A 20,095-nucleotide genomic window follows, 5' to 3' on the forward strand; every position below is an offset into this window, starting at 1 on the left:
CCCGGAGGATGAGCGGCCGCGGCGATTAAACACGTATTTTCACATCAAGGAGGTAGTCATGCGCAAGAAACGGTTGATGGTTGTCCTGTTTGCACTGTTTTTCATCCTGGCGGTTTCTCCGGCGAGTTACGCCAAAATCGTCCTCAAATGCGGTACTTCGACTCAGCCGACCCATATTTATAACCTGGCGGCCGAGCATTTTGGAAAGATCGTTGCGGAAAAGAGCGCCGGTGAAATCGAAGTCCAGGTGTTTCCGGCCTCCCAGCTGGGGTCTGAACGCGACATGGTGGAGGGCCTGCAGCTCGGATCCCTGGAAATGACCCTGACCTCAACCGGCCCCATGGGCAACTTCGTTCCTCAGGTCAAGCTGTTCAACCTGCCGTTTCTCTTCAAGGACCGTGAATCCTGCTACCGCGTCCTGGATGGTGAAATCGGCACCCAGATCGCCGACCGTTTTGTCAAGGTAGGCATCCGCTCCCTGGGGTGGTATGAAAACGGTTTTCGCAACATCACCAACTCCAAAGTGGCCGTCAACAGTCCTGAAGACATGAAAGGCATTAAGATCCGGGTCATGGAGGACGACGTCTTCATTCTGACCATGAAGGCTTTGGGCGCCAGCCCGCTGCCCATGGCGTTCGGCGAACTATACACCGCACTGGAGCAGAAAACCGTTGACGCCCAGGAAAACCCCCTGGCCGTGATCCACTCGTCACGGTTTTTCGAAGTTCAGAAGTACCTCGCCATGACCGGCCATTTTTACTCTCCGGCGGTGCTGCTGATCAGCGAGATGACCTGGCAGAAGCTGACCCCCGAACAGCAGAAAATCGTCTCCGATGCGGCTGTTCAGGCCCGCGATTTTGAACGTCAGCTGTCTCTCAAGGCTGATCAAGAGCTGGAAGCCGCATGTAAAAAAGAGGGTATGACGGTCACCCATCCGGACAAGGCGCCGTTTGCCAAGGCCGTCGCCTCCGTCTACAGCAATCCGTCGGTCATCAAAGCCATCGGGGGCGGCAACGCCGAAGAGGGTCAAAAACTGATTGATGCAGCCATTGCTGCAGCCCAATAATAAGCCGGAAGAAAAATCAACAAGGCGGCCCGGCGCGGACCGGCCGGGCCGGGCCGCCTTGATACCCTGGTTGGGCAAAAACCTCGCGTAAAGGGTGACAGTCGTGTTTTTGAAAACATTTTTCGACATCATGGACCGTTGCATCAACTGGTTTCTGGCCCTGTTGATGGCCGGGATGGTTGTCATCATTTCGGCCCAGGTCTGGTATCGTTTTATTCTGAACGATCCCCTCTCCTGGTCCGAGGAAGCCGGGCGCTACCTGTTTGTCTGGATCTCCTTTTTAGGTGCCGCCGCCGGGGTTCGTTACCAGGTTCACCTGGGTATCGATCTGATGGACAAGCTCCTGCCTCCCGAAGTCTACCGGTGGGTGATTGTGCTGGTCAATCTGATCATACAGATTTTTCTTGTCATGATTATCTATTGGGGTTTCAAGATATTAGGGATCATCCAGTTTCAAGAATCCCCCTCCATGCACATCTCCATGCGCTACCCTTACATGGCGGTGCCGGTGGGCGGGATTTTCATGTTGATCAACTCGTTGCGCATCATGGTGGCCGCCCTCCAAAACCGGTCCCTGGACCGGGAGGTGCGCATATGACCGCCATATTGTTCGTTTCCCTGCTGATCTGTTTCGGGCTGGGTGTGCCGATCGCCTTTTCTTTAGGGGTGGCATCGGTGGCAACCCTGCAGTTCGCCTCCAGCCTGCCCCTGACCTTGGCTGCACAGCGGCTGTTTACCGGTGCCGATTCCTTTCCTTTGATGGCCATCCCCTTTTTCATGCTGGCCGGCGAGTTGATGGAGTCGGGCGGGATTTCGAGGCGCCTGTTTGATTTCGCCCATGCGCTGGTGGGATTCGTCTCCGGTGGCCTGGCCATGGTCGCCGTGGTGGCAGCCATGTTTTTCGCCGGTATTTCGGGTGCTGCCGCCGCGGATACGGCCGCGGTGGGAGCGGTGTCCATCCCGGCCATGATCCGCAAAGGGTATCACAAAGGTTTTGCCGCCGCTGTCCAGGCTGCCGGTGGATCCATCGGCGTCATCATCCCGCCTTCCATCCCCATGATCATTTTTGGTGTCGTGGGCGGCGTATCGATCGGCAAAATGTTTCTGGGTGGATTTATCCCCGGTGCATTGATCGGCGGCAGCCTGATGGCGGTCAGTTATTTTCTGGCCAGGCGCGCCGGGTACGAACGGGAAAACTTTCTGGGGTTTAAGGCCATCGGGAAAACCTTCTTCGGGGCCTTCTGGGCACTGCTGATGCCGATGATTATCTTAGGCGGCATTCTGGGCGGCATCTTCACTCCCACCGAAGCGGCCGTGGTGGCCGCCGTTTACGGTGCGGTGATCGGTTTCGGGGTCTACCGTGAACTCAGGATCCGCGACCTGCCCAAAATTTTCGCCAAAGCCGCCATCTCCACTTCAACGGTGATGCTGCTCATCGCCACGGCGAATATTTTCGGATGGATCCTGACGGCCGAGCGGGTGCCGCAGAATGTGGCCGCCTATCTGGTCAGCCTGACGACTTCGCCGGCGGTGCTCTATGCGCTTATTCTTGCCTGCCTGCTGGTGGTAGGGACATTCATGGAGACATCGGCGTCGCTGATCATTCTGACGCCGGTCTTTTTACCGGTTATCGAGCAGTTCGGTATTGACCCCGTGCATTTCGGCGTCATCATGGTTACCGCGCTGGCCATCGGCATGCTCACGCCGCCGCTGGGAATCTGCCTGTTTATCTCGTGCAACATCGCCCAGATTCAGCTGACTGAGATTATCAGGTACATCGCGCCCTTTCTGGCGGTTATGATCGGGGTTCTGCTGCTGATGACCTATGTGCCCGACATCGTCATGTTTGTCCCGAACCTCTATGGAGATTGACGCCCATGGCCACTGTGACCATCCCCTTTGACGGCAAACCGGCAACCTTCGGCGTACCCGATCGCAACCTGGCTGAGATATTGAGTCCCAGGCCGTCGGTGCCCCTGAGCGATCTGGAATGCGCGATCAAGGCCGCCCTGAATGCGCCGATCGACCAGGAACCGCTGGAAAAGTGGGTCCAACCGGACGACCGGGTCATCATTGTCAGCGACGACAATACCCGCCTGACGCCGGCAGACCGAATTATGCCGCCGCTGCTCGAGCGGCTGAATGCAGCCGGCATCCCGGACGACCGGATCAATTGTATCATGGCGCTGGGAACCCACCGCTATATGACCGACGCCGAGATGGAAGCCAAGGTAGGTGAACGCGTTTTCCGGCGGATCCGGGTCTTCAATCACGAATGGCGGGATCCCGATGCGCTGGTGGACCTGGGCACCTCCAGCCAGGGAACCCCGCTTTTGGTCAACCGTGCCGTGGCCGAAGCGGATGTCGTGATCGGCCTCGGATCCATCGTCCCCCATCACATTCCGGGATTCTCGGGCTCCTCAAAGATCATCCAGCCGGGGGTCTGCGGTGCCCGTACAACGGCGGAAACCCATATGCTCTCCTGCAGCGGCGGCGGGGACTCCTTGCTGGGCATTGCCGCCAACCCGGTGCGCAGGGATATGGACGATATGGCTGACCGGGTGGGCATGCGCACCATTTTCAACGTCGTCATGGACAGCCAGGGTGGTGTTGTTGGTGTTTATTTCGGCGACATGCGCGCGGCTTTCAGGGCCGGTGTGGAGTTGGCAAAAAAGATATACGGGGTGGCCTACCACGAAACGCCGGACATCGTTCTGGCCAATTCCTATCCCTGTGATCTGGATTTCTGGCAGTCCCACAAATCCCAGTATCCCGCCCAGCGGATGGTTCGCCCCGGCGGGACCATTATTGTCTGCACACCGGCCCCTGAAGGGGTCAGCCCGGTGCACACCGACCTGCTTGATTTCACTGCCTGGCCCTCTGAGGAAATCAAGTCCGCCTATCGTGAAGGCAGGATCACAAATGGCGTCGCGGCTGCGCTGGCCACCGCCTGGGCCATGGTGAGGGAGAAGGCCTCGGTGATCATGTTTTCTCCCGGCATTCCCGCTGCCGACAAGGTCCGCCTGGGGCACACCCACGCAGCGAGCATCGACGCGGCGGTCGCCGAAGCCTTGCGACGCCAGGGTCCTGATGCACGATTGAGCGTGTTGACCCACGCACCGGACATGCTGCCTATCCCGGCCTTCGAGTCCCTCGGATAATCATGCACAGCGGCCTTTACATCGCCGTCATTGCCGATGACATCACCGGTGCCGCCGATACCGGGGTTCAGTTCTGCCCGACAGTAGGCCCGGTTCTTCTAGTCGGGGTCCTTGATGGAGAACTGACTGCCAGCCCTATTCACAACGCAGGGGTGGCCGTTTTTACCAATACACGCCATGCCGAACCGGGGGCGGCGGCCGAAATCGTCCGCCGGGCAGCCGGAAAGATCCGCGGCCTGAAACCAGGCGTGGTGTATAAAAAAATTGACTCCTGCCTGCGGGGAAACCTGGGCGCGGAAATCGATGCCCTTGTCCAGGAAACAGGTGCAGCCGGCAGCTTTGTGGCTCCAGCTTTGCCCCAGCAGGGGCGCACCACTGTCAACGACTTTCATCTAATCAACCGGGTGCCGGTCGCCGCAAGCGAAATCGGACGCGATCCCCTGTGTCCGGTCAGAGAATCGCGACTATCGGTCCTTTTGTCCGCCCAAAGCCGCATGGCGGTGGGGCATGTCGATCTGGCCTGCATCAAACGGGGGGCGGCTGCGCTGGTGGAACGTGTCCGGCGACTATTGCGCCGAGGCTGCCGGCACATTACCTTCGATGCCGAGTATACGGTGCACCTGGATGCGGTCGCCAGCCTTGCCCGCGACCACTTTGCAGATATGCTTCTGGTTGGATCCGCCGGTCTGGCCGGAAGCCTGTCCCGGGTGATGGCACCGGAACTGCCTTGCCTAGTACCAGCGGACCGGCCAAGGATCAAAAAATGGTTGTTTGTCTGCGGCTCGGCATCACGGGTGCTGGCGGAACAAGTCGCGATGCTGGCCCGTTCTACTGGCTGGGTTCACCTGTCGATGGACCCGCTGGACTTGATCTCCCCTGGGGGGTCAACCTTGCGGGATGCACAGGTTTTCCGGAGGGTGGACGCCGGGGGCCTGATTCTGGGTATCAAACCGATCCTTGAGACCGGACCGACCGAAAATCCCGACCGGGTGGTCCGGGGATTGGCAAAGTTGGCCGCTGACCTGCTGTCCGCCATGGCTGTGGATGGGGTTTTCCTGTGTGGTGGTGATACGGCCGAGGTCTTCTGGAAGCAGATCGGCGCTTGCGCCTTGCGGGTCCGGGAAGAGATCCTGCCGGGGTTGATGTGTGGCGAGTTTGTCGGCGGGCCGCACAACGGACTTCACGTGGTCACCAAGGCCGGCGCATTCGGGCATGCCGACACCCTGAATCAACTGGTTAATTCTCTTGAATAGAGGGCTCTTGATCATGAAACAGACATTCAATCTGCCCCTGCTGGGCATTACCATGGGCGATCCCGGGGGTATCGGCCCTGAGATCTGCGCCAAGGCGCTCAGCGATCCGGGGATCTTCAGCGTTTGTCGGCCGATTGTTGTCGGCGATGCTGCCGTTATGGCCAATGCTGTCGACTTTTCAAAACTTGATCTGGCGCTCAACCCCTGTCAACTGGTGACGGATGGTCGGTTCACCCCCGGAACGCTTGACGTGCTGGACCTGGGGAACATGCCCATGGCCGAACTGCGGCACAAAACGGTCACCGCCCTTCAGGGCCGGGCTTCATTCGCCTACATCCAACGGGTCATCGAACTGGCCCTGGCCGGGACGATCGACGCCACGGTGACCGGCCCGATCAATAAGGCCGCCATCAACACGGCCGGCTTTCACTATGCCGGCCACACCGAAATCTACGCTGAAAAAACCGGGACGATCGATTATGCCATGATGCTGGCCGATGGGAACTTTCGTGTGACCCATGTCTCCACCCATGTATCGCTGCGGGAAGCCTGCGATCGCGTCAAAAAGGCGCGGGTGCAGACAGTGATTCAACTCACCGACGCAACCCTGAAGGGGCTGGATATCGACGCTCCCCGGATTGCCGTTGCCGGCTTGAACCCCCACTGCGGTGAAGGCGGCCTGTTCGGTGACGAAGACGACACCGAAATTGCGCCGGCGGTGAAAGCCTGCCAATCTGCCGGGCTCCGGGTGGAGGGACCGCTGCCGGCGGACACGGTTTTTTCCAAGATGCAAGGCGGCATGTACGATGCCGTGGTGGTCATGTACCACGACCAAGGCCATATTCCCGCTAAACTGGTCGGTTTTCAATATGACGACGGCACCGGTAAATGGAATCAAATGGCTGGCGTCAATATAACCATTGGACTGCCCATCGTCCGTACATCCGTAGATCATGGCACCGCCTTCGACAAGGCGGGGGAAGGCCTTGCCAACCCCCAATCCATGATTGAAGCCATCAAGCTGGCTGCCAAACTTTCACGGTGACACGAACCGCCTGTTTTGAACCATTCACCATCCATTGACGGGACTTGATAAGCATGAAACTGAGGAGCCAGAAGATTCTTGAACGGCCGGAGTGGAGCATCAACCGTGCCTACTACAAATCCATGGGATACTCCGACAGCGATCTTGAAAAACCCATGATCGGGATCGCCAACGCCTGGAGCACCACGGTCCCCGGCCATTTCAACCTTCGCCAGGTATCGGATTCGGTCAGGGAAGGTATTCGCGCGGCCGGCGGAACCCCGGTGGAATTCGGTGTCATCGGCGCCTGCGACGGCATTGCTGAGGGCCACGCGGGCATGCGCTATATCCTGCCGACCCGAGACATCATTGCCCACAGCATCGAACTGATGGTACAGGCACATTGCTACGACGGGCTGGTGCTGCTGGGATCTTGCGATAAAATCGTTCCCGGCATGCTCATGGCGGCCGCCCGCCTGGATCTGCCCGCCATCCTGGTCAACGGTGGTCCCATGATGGGTGGTCCACAGATGCATGGCCGCAAAGCCGACACCACCTCAATCATTGAAGGTGTGGGCCGGTTGAAGAAAGGTGAGATCTCGGAGGAAGAACTGATCCGCATGGAGGACGCGTGTGCCCCTACCTGTGGCTCCTGCTCTTTTCTGGGGACCGCCAATACCATGTGCTGCATTGCGGAAGCCATCGGCATGTCCCTGACGGGCAGTGCCATGATTCCGGCCACCCATGCCGGTCGGCTGCACACCGCCCAGGACGCCGGTCGGGCGGTTGTCGCCCTGGTTCGCAACGGTGTCACCGCCCGGCGGATTATCACCCGCGCCTCTCTGGAAAACGCCGTCCGTCTGACATCCGCCATCGGCGGGTCCACCAACGCGGCCCTTCATATCCCCGCCATCGCCTATGAGGCCGGCGTGGCGTTCGATATCCGGCTGTTCGACGACATCAGCCGCAGCACCCCGCTGATTGCCAAGATGAATCCGGCCGCAGCCTGCAATGTGATCGATTTTTTTGAGTCCGGCGGTGTTCCCGTGGTGATGAATGCGATCGCCTCTCTGCTGCATCAAGAGGCCATGACCGTCACCGGTCGGACCATCGGTGAAAATATTCGCGGTCATGTTTCACCCGACAATGATGTGATAAAGACCTTTGCGAGACCCTTCAGCGCCAGCGGCGGTTTAGCGGTGCTGCATGGCAACCTGGCCCCGAATTCGGCGGTGACCAAACCGGCCGCCATCCGCAGCGACATGCTTACCTTCAGCGGTCCGGCGCGCGTTTTTGATTCCGAGGCCGAGGCCAACTCCGCCATCATGGCTGATGCGGTGCGGCCCGGGGAAGTCGTGGTGATCCGCTATGAGGGCCCAAAAGGCGGACCGGGGATGCCCGAGATGTTCAAGGCCATGAAACTGCTCCACGGACTTGGCCTCAGTGACAAGGTCGCCCTGGTGACCGACGGGCGCTTTTCCGGCACCAACAATGGCTGCTTTATCGGGCATATCTCCCCCGAAGCCATGGAAGGTGGCCCTATCGCCCTGGTTTCGGACGGCGATGTCATCGCCATCGATATTCCCGGCAAAAGTCTGGAGCTGAAAGTACCGCAGGGTGAACTCGACCGTCGGCGCACACAATGGCAGCCGCCGCCGCCGCGGGTCACCTCGGGATATCTCCATCTTTACAGCCGGCTGGCTGAATCTGCAGATAAAGGCGCCATCATCCGGACCCGCGCAGATTGATCGACGGTCCACAATCCCGGCAGCGGTGCGTGATGAGGTCAATGAAACCCATTTTCAACGCCGCTGCCCCCATTCAGCCAGCAGGCCACCTGCTGATTTCCCCCCACCTCGATCAGCGGCGGCCGTTCAATTACGCAGGGCTCAAAGGCGTGAGGACACCGCGGGTGATAGGGGCACCCCGGCGGCAGCGCGGCGGGGTCCGGGGGTTCGCCTTCTACCGGCACCGGCGGCAGGTTCACACGTGGGTCCGGTCGGGGAACGGCGGCCACCAGGGCCCGGGTATAGGGGTGGCGGCAGTTGCTGTGAAATCCTTTGGCAACGGCGACCTCCACCAGGTTGCCGGCGTACATGACGGCGACCCGGTCGCAGAAATACTCGACCACGCTGATATCGTGGGAAATAAAGAAATAGGCCAGGCCGGACTGCTGCTGAATGTCCTTCATCAGGTTGAGGATCTGGGCCTGGATGGAGACGTCCAGGGCACTGACCGGTTCGTCGGCGACCACCAGTTCAGGCCGCACACAAAGGGCCCTGGCGATGCCGATGCGCTGGCGCTGACCGCCGGAGAACTCGTGGGGATAGCGGTCCAGGTCGCCGGCCCGAAGACCCACGGTGGCGAGCAGTTCGACTGCCAACGCGCGCTGTTCGCGCCGGGAAAGCGTGCCTCTGTTGAGCAGCGGTTCGGTGACGCTGGCGGCCACAGTCATGCGCGGATCCAGACTGGCATAGGGATCCTGGAAGATGACCTGCATCCGTTTTCTCAAAGGCCTCATGGCCCGCCGATCGAGGCTGCTGATCTCGCGGCCGTCGAACCGGATGGAGCCGGCGGTGGGCGTCAGCAGCCGCACCACCAGCCGGGCCAGGGTGCTTTTTCCGCAGCCCGATTCGCCCACCAGCCCCAGGCTTTCCCCACGGCTGATGGAGAAGTTGACGCCGTTGACGGCTTTGACCCATCCCGTGGGGCCTGAAAAAATTCCCCCGCCGGCAGGAAAGTGTTTGATCAGGTCCGTGACCTCAAGCAGGGACGCATGGTCCATCAGCTGGCCTCTTGTCTCCACGATTAACAATCGTATCGATGCTCGTGTACCGGCATTCTTGAATTCCTGAACGCCCCTATCGGTTAACGGACATATAACCAGCAGCTGACCTGCCGGCCCGGCCGGGCCGTTTGCAGCATCGGCGCCTCTTGCCGGCATCGGTCAAACGCAAACGGACAGCGTTCGGCAAAGGGGCAGCCGCTGATGGAACTCGTGGCGGCGGGCACGCTTCCGGGAATTTCATGCAGCCGTCCGCTGCCGGCGCCCAGCCGCGGCATGGACTGGAGCAGCCCTTGGGTGTAGGGGTGCAGCGGATCGGCAAACAGGGGCCCGACAGCGGCGGTCTCCGCCACCCGTCCCGCATACATCACCGCCACCCGACCGGCGGTCTGAGCCACCACGCCCAGGTCGTGGGTGATCAGCAGCATGGCCATGCCCATTTCACTTTGCAGACGGGCCATCAGCGACAGAATCTGGCGCTGGAGGGTGACGTCCAGAGCTGTGGTAGGCTCGTCGGCGATGATCAACCGCGGCCGGCAGATCATCGCCATGGCGATCATTACCCGCTGGCGCATGCCGCCGGAGAGCTCGTGGGGGTAGGCCCCCAGCCGCTTTGCCGCCGACGGGATACGGACCCGCTCCAGCCAGCGGGTCGCTTTTTTCAGGGCCGCGTCACGTGACAGCCCCGAATGTACCATCAGGGGTTCGGCCACCTGCCGGCCGATGGTGAGCACGGGGTTCAAGGCGGTCAGGGGCTCCTGAAAAATCATGCCGATTTCACGCCCCCGGATCCGGCGCAGTCTGTCAGGCTTGATTCGCAGCAGGTCTCGGCCCTGGAAACGAATTTCTCCCGCCACGATGCGGCCCGGCGGAGAAGGAATCAGACCTATCACCGCCAGGGCGGTGACACTTTTTCCGCAGCCCGATTCGCCCACCAGCCCCAGGGTTTCACCGGGGCCGATAGAGAGGCTCACCGACTCTACGGCCCGGCCAATCCCTTCGGGGGTGTGAAAGTGTACCGACAAGCCCCGGATGTCCAGCAATGCATCCCTCAACGGTCGGCACCCGGATAGAGGTAGTGCAGGGCGGTGAGTGCAAAGATGCGGGCCGTGTCCACCAGTTGGTCGAGATCCACCCATTCGTCAACCTGATGGGGCACGTGGCGATCCCCCGCCCCCATGGTGACGATGGGAATATGCTTCAGGGACCAGAGAAATGTGCCGTCGGTGGCACCGGGCACACCGGCATATTCGGGCTCCCTGCCGCTGATCCGTCGGCTGGCCCAGGCAGCGGAAACGACGACGGGTTCGTTGCCGTCAGTCTGGGTACAGGGCCGATCGGAAAGCACCTGCACCGTTACATCCACTCCCCAGGGCCGCTGGATGCCCAACTGGCGATCGGTTTCACGGTAACGTGCATTGACATCCGCGATGGTCTGTCGCGCCAGTGTCACCAATGCCTCGCGGATGCTGGCATGGTTTTGGTTGGGAAGTGTGCGTATGTCCACCAGGATCTTCGCTTCGCCGGGAACCACATTGAGCTGCGGTGCTCCCTGTGACGGCGCCTGGACGACCGTTGGCGTGAAGCTGGGCCAGCCCAGCAGGGTATCCTCTCCAAAGGTCTTCAGCGCTGCGCTTTCCAGTTGCGCCAACCCATCGATGATCCGGGCCACGGCCGGCGCCGGATTGATGCCGGACAGGGGCATGGCTCCGTGGCTCATGTGTCCATGCACCGTAAACCGGGCTCGCAGGGCGCCTTTCTGAGCGATGCAGATAAGCCCGTCCTGGGGTTCGCAGACAACCGCGGCGGTCACCGGATCGGCATGTCCCTGGGCGATGAAATGTTGTACCCCGGTCATCATGTCCTCTTCATCACATAACACACCGCCGATCACTGATCCGGCCAGGGGAATTCCCGATGCCTTCAGTGCCGCCATGGCCACCAGCATGGCGGCCAGATTCCCTTTGGTATCGTTGGTACCCCGGCCGAACATGCGCCCTTTTTCGATATGTGCACCGAAAGGGTCATGGCGCCAGCGGGATCGGTCGCCGGGCGTGACCACATCGGTGTGCCCCTCGAACATGAGGGTTCGCGGACCGGGACCAAATTTCCAGCGAACGATCACATTGGGGCGTTTCGGAAAAACGGCTTCCACGGCCACATCAAATCCCCTGTCCCGGGCCCATTGTGCAACCAGCGCCGCCGCCTCGGCTTCACTGGTGCCTGCCTGCGGGTCCCATACCGAGTTGCATCGCACCAGACGGGCTGTCAGGTCGATCAGCGTATCAGGATCAATCTGATCCATGACCGCGTGGACTAATTTTTCAGCAATCATCCTGGGTCCTAATCGTCTTGGGCCGGTCGGCCATATTTTTACCGCAGGCGCGGGTCCAGAATGTCACGCAACCCGTCACCCAAAAGGTTGAATCCAAGTACCGTCCAGGCGATGGCCAGACCGGGAAAGACTGCCATCCATGGAGCCAGTTCCATAAAGGTCTGCGCTTCGTTGAGCATCCGCCCCCAGGAGGGGTGCGGTGGCTGGGCACCCAGTCCCAGGTAGCTCAGGCCGGCTTCGGCCAGGATGGCGACGGCGAACTGGATCGTTGCCTGGATGATCAGCGGTGAGAGGATGTTGGGCAGTACATGACGCCGGATGATGGCCGTTTCCCCTTGTCCGGCCGCTCGTGCCGCGGCGATGTAGTCCAGCTCCTTGACCGCCAGCGCGGATGCCCGGGTGAGGCGGGCAAATACCGGAATATAGAAGATGCCAATGGCCAGCATGGCGTTGACCGCCGACGGTCCCATGACCGCTGTGATCAAAATCGCCGACAGCACTGCGGGAAAGCCGAAGAGCAGGTCTGCCAAACGCATGATGACTTCATCTATCAGCCGGCCTCCCCAGGCGCTGATCAGTCCCAGGGCGATTCCCGCTCCCATGCCGATGGCCACAGTCATCAAACCTACGATGATGGAATTCACCGCGCCCACCATCACCCGGGAGAGCAGGTCGCGGCCGTACTGGTCCGTGCCCAGGGGATGGGCCCAGGAAGGACTTTCCATGCGGTGGCCCCTGTCCATGGCGTTGGGGCTGTGAGGCGTCCAGAACAGACTGGTCAGGGCCATGATTACAACCAGGGCAGACAGGGCCAGCCCCAGGGAGAAATTCAAATTTTTCAAATAGCGTCCCATGGCCGTCAATTCAGTATCCTCTATTGGCCGTCCGGGCGGATCCGCGGGTCCACGGCTGCGTAGGAGATGTCCACAAGGAAATTGATGATCACCACGGCGGCGGCCATGAACAGCACCACTTCGCGAACAACGGGCAGGTCCCGCTGGCCGATAGCCTGAAACACCAGTCTCCCCAGTCCCGGCAAGGTGAATACATTTTCGATGACGATGGCTCCGGCCAGCAGTTGGCCCATCTGCAGGCCGAAAATGGTCAGCACCGGGATCAACGCGTTTTTCAAGGCGTGGCCGTAGACCACGCTGCGTTCCTTCAGCCCCTTGGCGCGGGCCGTGCGCACATAATCCTCCCGCAGCACCTCCAGCATCGAGGAACGGGTCAGCCGGGTGAGAATTGACGCCCGGATCAGCCCCAGGGCCAGGGCCGGCAGAGACAGGGCCTTCAGGGAGCCCCAACAATCCTCTCCCCAGCCGGGGAACCCCCCGGCGGTAAACACCCCCCAGTGTACGGAAAAGAGCAGCATGAGCAGGATGCCCAGCCAGAACTCGGGAATGGCCAGTCCCAGCTGGGTGCCGGCCATCACCGCAGCATCTGCAGGGCGGTTCTGATGGCGGGCGGCAACGATTCCCAGGGGCAGGGCGATGCATACGGCAATGGCCATGGCCATCAGCGCCAGGGGGCCGGTCACTGCCAGCCGGGAGCCGATCAAGTCCGCCACCGGCATGTCATAGGTGATGGAGTGCCCCCCGGTGCCTTGCAGCAAGCTGCCGATCCATTGCCCATACTGGACCAGGAAGGGTTGATCAAGCCCCAGCTGTGTCCTCAGGGCGGCCAGCGTTTCCGGGGAGGCATTGATCCCCAGTATGATCTGGGCCGGATCGCCGGGAAGCACGAAAAGCACCGCGAAGACGGTGAGGGAGACCAGACCCAGCAAAACCGCCAGGCTGAGCCCCTTTTTGATCAAATAGCCGATCATGCGTGCCTGACCGCCATGATCACTTCTGCCACCACACCGCGCTGCAATCCAGGGCGATGGTCGGATAATTCTGCCACCACCCCATGACGGCTGCTTTCATGACCGGGAGGCTGGGGGCTGAAAAGAGGAATCCGTTGACCGCGTCATCGGCGATGATCTCCTGGCAGCGGCCGAACCATTCTGTCTTGCCGGCTTCGTCGGGAGCCTTGAGCGCATTGGCATAGGCAGTTCTAAATTCCTGGGAGTCATACTGGAAGTAGTAATCCGGTTTGGCGTAGATGCCGATATCCCAAGCCTCCACGTGGCCGATCATGGTGAGCTGGTAGTCTTTATTCTTGAAGATCCGGTCGATCCACTGACCCCATTCGACGATCTCGATGGTGAGGTTGATGCCTACTTTGGACAGCATGTCGGCAATGACCTCCCCGGCGCGTCTGGAGTAGGAGTAGATGGCCGGAAGTTTGATAGTGGCCGAAAATCCGTCGGGGTAGCCGGCTTCCTTCAGCAGAGCCCTGGCTTTGTCCGGGTCGTAAGGGAAGCGACCGGTGAGGTCCCTGTAATACGGGGTGGCCGGTGACCAGTGGGAGCCGATGGGGGTTCCGTAGCCGAACATCACCAGATCCACCACCGCCTGGCGGTCGATGGCATGGGCCATGGCCCGGCGCACCAGGAGGTTGTCGAAGGGAGCCGTTTTGTTGTTGGTGGACATGATCACCTCGCCGGTGGTGGTGCCGGAATAGACCTTGAAACGTTGGTCCTTGGCCAGCAGCATGGCCGATTCGGGTGCGGCGATGTAACCGATCACGTCAATATCGCCGGCCTTGAATGCGGCGATCTGGGCCGCTGGGTCGCTGATGAATCGAAAGGTCACCTGGTCCAGGTAAGGCAGCATGGGATTCCAGTACCTGTCAAAGCGGATCATTTCCACCCGGTCGCCCCTGACCCAGCGTGTAAATTTGAAGGGACCGGTGCCAATGGGGTTGGATTTGGCATCGGCATAACCCTTCATGGGCAGCATCACCGCATCCCCTTCGGCCATGTGGGCAATGAACAGGGCGTCGACGGCTTTTAATCGGATTTCCAAGGTGTGGCTCTCCGGCGTGGCAAGGGTGTCGATGCCGTTGAAATACTCGGGATGGGGGTTGCCGTTTTCCGGCACGGCGGCCCGCTCCAGGTTCCATTTGGCTACTGCCGCGTCGAAGGATTCCCCGTTGTGAAAAACCACCCCTTTTCTCAGATTGAAGATGTATACAAGCCCGTCGGGGGATATGTGCCAACCATGGGCCAGACCGGGGATAAAGCCGCCGCTGCTGTCTACCTTGACCAGCCCCTCATATATATTGGCGTATACGACACGATCGATTGCCGCGGCGGTGTTGGCCGTGGGGTCAAGCCCCGGCGGCTCCGCCGGCTGGCACACCGTCAGGGTGCCGCCCTTGACCGGAGTTTGTGAAAATGCGGGGCAAACCATCCAAACCAGGAAGAGAATCGGGCAAAGGAAGCGACGGGTCGTGTTCATCTTTTCTCCTTTTTGCGTTGAGCGACGGTAAAATGGATTTGGTCCGCTATCGATTTTTAAGATCAATGTAGGCGGTCATGCCGTATCTGCTATCGGCATACAGAATGCCCCGGATGATGGCCCGGGCCAGGCAGTTGGCTGCGGCATGGCCGATGTCGTTGATGGTCTGGGCTGCAGGTGCCGAAAAAAACCCGGAAGTTTCCGGCAGGGCACGGTTTCCCAGAGAGAGGCAGAAAACGACATCTCCATCGAACATGGTATGGGCGGGACGGATAGCCCGGGCCATGCCGTCATGGGCCATCATGGCGATTTTTTTTGCCTGGGACTTGTTAAGGGCTGCATCGGTGGCCACTACGGCCAAGGTGGTGTTTTCTCCTGGTGCACCGGTGGGTGGTTCGGGCAGCCGCACCCCCTGGCGGATACGATCCTCAAATTCGTGTCCGATCTCCAGCCGGACTTCCCAGAATGTGCCGGTTTCCGGGTCAACGGTCGATCCCAGGGAGTTCACCGCGACCAATGCGGCAACGGTAATTCCGGTTTCCAGAATCAGGCTGGCACTGCCCAGCCCACCCTTGATGCCCCCGGACATGGCGCCCGTGCCTGCACCCACACAACCGGTTTTCACCGGACCTGTGCCGGCGGATCGGCAGGCCGCCTCACCCCAGCCGGCATCCACAGGCGGTCTGAATTCCGCGCCGCGTCCGAGATCATAAAGCACGGCTGCCGGAACGATGGGTGCGACGTGGGTTCCATCCAGCGGGAAGCCGATCTGTCGAGATTCCAGATGCCGCACCACACCGTCCGCCGCTGCCAGGCCGTAGACCGACCCGCCCGAGAAGCAGAGCGCCTGGACTTTTTCCACCAGGTTTTCAGGCGCAAGCAGATCGGTTTCCCGGGTGCCCGGCGCCGCGCCACGAACGTCAACGCCGCCCACCGCACCGTCGGGGCAGACAACCACGGTCGTGCCGGAGGCGGATTCGGTGTCGGTGTAATGTCCCACCCAAATGCCGGGAACATCGGTCAACCCGTTGGTTTTTCCTGGTTGCTGCATGTCGTATAGTGATTTGATGTGGGTGGCTTGAAGATTGAACGTCGACCGGTCGACCCAATGACCGCCCATGACCCGGGCATATAACACCTCCAGGGGTAAATGGCTACTGCGGATCGAGGAATCCGGATTCGAAAAGATGATCGGCCTGCGTGTCGATGAGGCGGGAAAGCGCCAGGTATCGTTCCATGAGCGTGTGGGCATATGGTGTCAAAATGGAGCCGCCTCCGGTACTGCCGCCCTGGCTTTTGACCAGCAGGGGTCTGCCCAAGGCCGCTTCGGTCACCTTGATTTTACCCCACACCGCCCGGTAGCTCATTTTGAGGTGCTTGGCCGCCGCATTGAGAGAACCGCATCTTTCAATGGCCCTTAAAATTCGCATGCGGCCCAGACCAAAAATTATCCGCCCCTGGTGATCCTCCAACCAGACCTTTGATTTAACAATGATTTTGGTGTCCATTACACCTCCCGTCATCCGGTCCAGGGTATCAGCAAAGCGCCAAGAGGATAACAGGCGTGAGAACCGGCAGCAAGAAAAAAATCAACCCGATTTCGGCAGCCCGGAAGGAATCCCAAGGTGTTGGCAGCGGGTCTATCCTGAACATGGAGAACCCCCTGTGAACAAGGTGGTAGCGGTTATATATCGAAGACAATTCCCTGGGCCAGGGGCAGGCGGCGGCCGAAGTTGATCGTGTTGGTCTGTCGGCGCATATAGCCTTTCCATGCATCGGAGCCGGACTCCCGTCCACCGCCGGTCTCTTTTTCGCCACCGAAGGCACCGCCGATTTCAGCACCGGACGTGCCGATGTTGACATTGGCGATGCCGCAGTCGGATCCGACTGCCGAGAGGAACATCTCGGCTTCGCGTAAATCATTGGTGAAAATGGCCGACGAGAGCCCTTGGGGAACGTCGTTGTGAATGGTGATGGCATTGGCGATATCCCCGTGGTAGCGGATCAGGTAAAGGATGGGTGCGAAGGTTTCCTGCTGAACAATGGCATAGTTGTGCTTGACCTCGCAGAGTGTGGGCTGCACATAGCAGCCCGATGCATATGCGGGGCCTTCCAGCACCCGGCCGCCGTAAAGGATCTTTCCGCCCTGAGTCTCCACCTGCACCAGTGCATTGCAAAAGTCCGCCACGGCTGGGGTGTCGATGAGCGGTCCCATGTGGTTTTTGGGATCCAGGGGTGTACCGATGCGAAGGCTTTTATAAGCATTGATCAGGGAGGCGACGACCTTTTCATAAATGGATTCATGGATGATGACCCGACGGGTGGATGTGCAGCGTTGGCCGGCGGTGCCCACGGCGCCGAAGACCACAGCCGTGATTGCCATGGCAAGGTCAGCTGCTGCGGTAACGATAACGGCGTTGTTGCCTCCCAGTTCCAGGATGGCCCGGCCGAAACGTCCGGCAACCACCTGGGCCGCATGGCGTCCGACCCGGGTGGAACCGGTAACGGACACCAGCGGCACCCGCGAATCTTCAAGCATGCGTTGGCCCACGGTGCGTCCACTGCCCACCATCAGCGAGAAGAGTCCTTCGGGAACCATAGCGGTATTTTCACGCAGCACGTCGGCCAGGATGTGCTGTACGGCGATTGCCGAAAGGGGCGCCTTGGAGGACGGTTTCCAGAGGCTGGCATCACCGCATACTGCCGCCAGCATGGCATTCCAGGACCACACGGCCACCGGGAAGTTGAAAGCACTGACGATGCCCACCACGCCAAGTGGATGATACTGGTCGTACATGCGGTGTTCCGGTCGTTCCGAGTGGATGGTGTACCCGTAGAGCTGCCGGGACTGGCCAACGGCGAAGTCGCATATATCGATCATCTCCTGGACTTCGCCCAGCCCTTCCTGGAGAGACTTGCCCATCTCGTAGGAAACCAGATTTCCCAGCGGTTCTTTATATAAACGGAGTTGCCGGCCGATTTGGCGGACGACTTCGCCCCGTTTGGGAGCCGGCACCCGGCGCCATTTTAAAAACGCCTTGTGCGCAGTTTGCACGGTTTGTTCATACTCGCTTTCCGTGGCGGTGAATACGCTGGCGACAACCTTGCCATCCACCGGGGAAACCACCTCAACGGTCGGACCGGCTTTGCCCCCCAGCCAATCCAAACCCGTCGAAACACCCTGGTTTTCTTTTTCAATGCCAAGCGCCTTCAAGAACTCCATGTTTTTCTCCCGGTAGTCGGTCGCTTGAGCAACCGGCGCTCAAGGCCTGTAAGCGCTACTTTGCGTCCATGAACGGATAGCGATAGTCTGTGGCCGGCAAAAAGGTTTCTTTGATGGTTCGCGGGCTGACCCAGCGATACAGGTTGAGGATGCTGCCGGCCTTGTCGTTGGTTCCAGAAGCCCGGGCACCTCCGAAGGGCTGGCGTCCCACAACGGCACCCGTGGGTTTGTCGTTGATGTAGAAGTTGCCGGCCGCGTTGACCAATCGGCCTCGGGCCGTTACCACCGCCTCCCGGTCCCGTGAAAAAACGGCGCCGGTGAGCGCGTAAGGCGAGGTCCGGTCACAAAGGTCCAGGGTGGACTCAAATTGCTCATCCGGGTAGACGTACAGGGTCAACACGGGCCCGAAAATTTCCTCCTGCATGGTTTTGAAATGGGGATCGGTGGTCAAGATTACCGTGGGATCGATGAAGAATCCAGTGCTGCAGTCATGGCCGCCGCCGGCAATGATCTCGGCCGCCCCGTGCTCCCTGGCATAGGCGATATAGCTGCTGATCGTATCAAAGGCGGAGCGGTCGATGACGGCATTGACAAACGTGGAGAAGTCCTCCGGAGATCCGACGTTGATGGTGCGCACGTCGGCCAGCAGTTTTTCCTTGAGCAGTGGCCAGAGCGATGCGGGGAGGTAGGCCCTCGAAACCGCAGAACATTTCTGCCCCTGGTATTCGAAAGCGCCCCGGATCAAAGCGGTTACCACGGCATCGGGGTCGGCACTGGCGTGGACGAAGATAAAATCCTTGCCACCGGTTTCACCGACGATCCGCGGGTAGGTGCGGTAGCGATCCAGGTTGGCGGCAACAGTCCGCCACATCCCGCGGAACACCGCTGTGGACCCGGTAAAATGAATGCCGGCCAGACCCGGGCTGGCCAGCACGGGATTGCCCACCGTTGCCCCGGCACCCGGGATGAAATTGATCACGCCCGGCGGAAGTCCGGCTTCCCTGAAGGTCTGCATGAGCATCCAGGCCGAATAGACAGCTGTGGATGCCGGCTTCCACAACACGGTGTTGCCCAGCATGGCCGGCGCCGAGGGCAGGTTGCCGCCGATAGCCGTGAAATTGAAGGGTGTCACGGCAAAAACGAAGCCCTCCAGAGGGCGGTATTCCAGGTGATTCCAGTCGGCCTGACCGGACTGGGGCTGCTGCCGATAGATCTGGGTGGCGTAATAGATGTTGAAACGAAGAAAATCGACCATTTCACAGGCGGAGTCGATTTCCGCCTGGTATACATTCTTTCCCTGGCCGAGCATGGTGGCGGCATTGAGGGTCATGCGCCGGGGACCGGCGATGAGATCGGCGGCCTTGGCAAAAATGGCCAGGCGGTCCTCCCAGTCCATGGCCGCCCATGCTCCAGCGGCTGCGGCGGCCGCCTCGATGGCCAGGTGAACCTCGTTTTCACCAGCCTGGTGAAAAACGGCCAGCTGGCGGCTATGGTCATAAGGAGTGATGCAGCGTCCCAGATTTCCGGTTTTCACGGGATGCCCACCAATAATCAAGGGGATTTCTAGATCTGTCTCTTTGAGCCGCTTCAACTCATCTTTAATCCGGCGGCGCTCATCGCTGCCCGGCCGGTATTCGAGAACCGGCTCATTGACCGGCGGATCCATGGAAAAAATTGCATTGGGCATCGGCATCCCCTCCTTGGCGCTGAAGGTTTTCACCAACCGGATTGTGGGCATCGCGCTGGCACAAGATCCTAAATATGTCAATAGCGACATAACGAAAGTATTTCAATGCCATCCGAAAGTCGGCCAAAGACATATAGTAACGCTAAAGATACGGTTGGCAAGGATGGGTAAAAACGGCTTCCCACTTGAGGGCTGTTCAGCCCATTGAGCCGAATGG

At 60.1% G+C, this 20,095-nt stretch carries 18 protein-coding genes; 8 read left to right on the plus strand and 10 right to left on the minus strand.

Annotation, left to right across the window (positions count from 1 at the left end; all coding sequences use genetic code 11):
* Positions 1–58 precede the first annotated feature (58 nt).
* From R6V78_RS00850 to ilvD, 7 genes are all read left to right on the plus strand, one after another.
* Positions 59–1,066: a TRAP transporter substrate-binding protein gene (locus tag R6V78_RS00850; protein ID WP_410287423.1), complete on the plus strand. Its 1,008-nt coding sequence runs from the start codon at positions 59–61 to the stop codon at positions 1,064–1,066.
* Between the two features lie 103 nt (positions 1,067–1,169).
* Positions 1,170–1,664, plus strand: coding sequence for a TRAP transporter small permease (locus R6V78_RS00855; RefSeq protein WP_410287424.1), 495 nt, complete (start codon positions 1,170–1,172; stop codon positions 1,662–1,664).
* The gene (locus tag R6V78_RS00860; RefSeq protein ID WP_410287425.1) at positions 1,661–2,938 is read left to right on the plus strand and encodes a TRAP transporter large permease; all 1,278 of its coding nucleotides are present in this window, start codon (positions 1,661–1,663) and stop codon (positions 2,936–2,938) included. The genes R6V78_RS00855 and R6V78_RS00860 overlap by 4 nt, the downstream gene beginning before the upstream one ends.
* Positions 2,939–2,943: 5 nt before the next feature.
* Complete coding sequence (gene larA, locus R6V78_RS00865) at positions 2,944–4,227, plus strand: nickel-dependent lactate racemase (protein WP_410287426.1); 1,284 nt, start codon at positions 2,944–2,946, stop codon at positions 4,225–4,227.
* Positions 4,228–4,229: 2 nt separating this feature from the next.
* On the plus strand, positions 4,230–5,480 hold the full coding sequence (locus R6V78_RS00870) for a four-carbon acid sugar kinase family protein (RefSeq protein ID WP_410287427.1): 1,251 nt from the start codon (positions 4,230–4,232) through the stop codon (positions 5,478–5,480).
* A 13-nt stretch (positions 5,481–5,493) separates the two neighbouring features.
* The gene (gene pdxA / locus R6V78_RS00875; RefSeq protein ID WP_410287428.1) at positions 5,494–6,525 is read left to right on the plus strand and encodes a 4-hydroxythreonine-4-phosphate dehydrogenase PdxA; all 1,032 of its coding nucleotides are present in this window, start codon (positions 5,494–5,496) and stop codon (positions 6,523–6,525) included.
* A 53-nt stretch (positions 6,526–6,578) separates the two neighbouring features.
* Positions 6,579–8,252: a dihydroxy-acid dehydratase gene (gene ilvD, locus R6V78_RS00880; RefSeq protein WP_410287429.1), complete on the plus strand. Its 1,674-nt coding sequence runs from the start codon at positions 6,579–6,581 to the stop codon at positions 8,250–8,252.
* 38 nt (positions 8,253–8,290) lie between these two features.
* Here ilvD and R6V78_RS00885 read toward each other — a convergent pair whose 3' ends face one another.
* The 10 genes from R6V78_RS00885 to pruA all read right to left on the minus strand — a co-directional run bounded on the left by R6V78_RS00885 (position 8,291) and on the right by pruA (position 19,878).
* Positions 8,291–9,289, minus strand: a complete 999-nt coding sequence (locus tag R6V78_RS00885) for an ABC transporter ATP-binding protein (protein ID WP_410287430.1) — start codon at positions 9,287–9,289, stop codon at positions 8,291–8,293.
* An 83-nt stretch (positions 9,290–9,372) separates the two neighbouring features.
* Positions 9,373–10,344 (minus strand): ABC transporter ATP-binding protein, encoded by a 972-nt coding sequence (locus R6V78_RS00890; RefSeq protein WP_410287431.1) that lies wholly within the window; start codon positions 10,342–10,344, stop codon positions 9,373–9,375.
* A complete protein-coding gene (locus tag R6V78_RS00895; RefSeq protein WP_410287432.1) occupies positions 10,341–11,624 on the minus strand; it encodes a M20 family metallopeptidase in 1,284 nt (427 codons plus the stop codon). The genes R6V78_RS00890 and R6V78_RS00895 overlap by 4 nt, the downstream gene beginning before the upstream one ends.
* Positions 11,625–11,662: 38 nt before the next feature.
* Positions 11,663–12,478, minus strand: coding sequence for an ABC transporter permease (locus R6V78_RS00900; protein WP_410287433.1), 816 nt, complete (start codon positions 12,476–12,478; stop codon positions 11,663–11,665).
* Positions 12,479–12,498: 20 nt separating this feature from the next.
* A complete protein-coding gene (locus R6V78_RS00905; protein WP_410287434.1) occupies positions 12,499–13,449 on the minus strand; it encodes an ABC transporter permease in 951 nt (316 codons plus the stop codon).
* 19 nt (positions 13,450–13,468) lie between these two features.
* Positions 13,469–14,968 carry an ABC transporter substrate-binding protein gene (locus R6V78_RS00910; protein ID WP_410287435.1) on the minus strand — a complete coding sequence of 500 codons (1,500 nt, stop codon included), beginning with the start codon at positions 14,966–14,968 and terminating at the stop codon, positions 13,469–13,471.
* 46 nt (positions 14,969–15,014) lie between these two features.
* Positions 15,015–16,088 carry a P1 family peptidase gene (locus R6V78_RS00915; RefSeq protein ID WP_410287436.1) on the minus strand — a complete coding sequence of 358 codons (1,074 nt, stop codon included), beginning with the start codon at positions 16,086–16,088 and terminating at the stop codon, positions 15,015–15,017.
* A 34-nt stretch (positions 16,089–16,122) separates the two neighbouring features.
* Positions 16,123–16,476, minus strand: coding sequence for a winged helix-turn-helix domain-containing protein (locus R6V78_RS00920; protein WP_410287437.1), 354 nt, complete (start codon positions 16,474–16,476; stop codon positions 16,123–16,125).
* 176 nt (positions 16,477–16,652) lie between these two features.
* Positions 16,653–18,191: an aldehyde dehydrogenase family protein gene (locus tag R6V78_RS00925; protein ID WP_410287438.1), complete on the minus strand. Its 1,539-nt coding sequence runs from the start codon at positions 18,189–18,191 to the stop codon at positions 16,653–16,655.
* A 55-nt stretch (positions 18,192–18,246) separates the two neighbouring features.
* Positions 18,247–19,878 (minus strand): L-glutamate gamma-semialdehyde dehydrogenase, encoded by a 1,632-nt coding sequence (pruA, locus tag R6V78_RS00930; protein ID WP_410287439.1) that lies wholly within the window; start codon positions 19,876–19,878, stop codon positions 18,247–18,249.
* Here pruA and R6V78_RS00935 point away from each other — a divergent pair.
* Positions 19,856–20,086 (plus strand): hypothetical protein, encoded by a 231-nt coding sequence (locus R6V78_RS00935; protein ID WP_410287440.1) that lies wholly within the window; start codon positions 19,856–19,858, stop codon positions 20,084–20,086. The two genes, pruA and R6V78_RS00935, sit on opposite strands and share 23 nt — an antisense overlap.
* Positions 20,087–20,095 lie beyond the last annotated feature (9 nt).

The organism is Desulfosarcina sp. (assembly GCF_046496365.1).
Lineage (GTDB): Bacteria > Desulfobacterota > Desulfobacteria > Desulfobacterales > Desulfosarcinaceae > Desulfosarcina.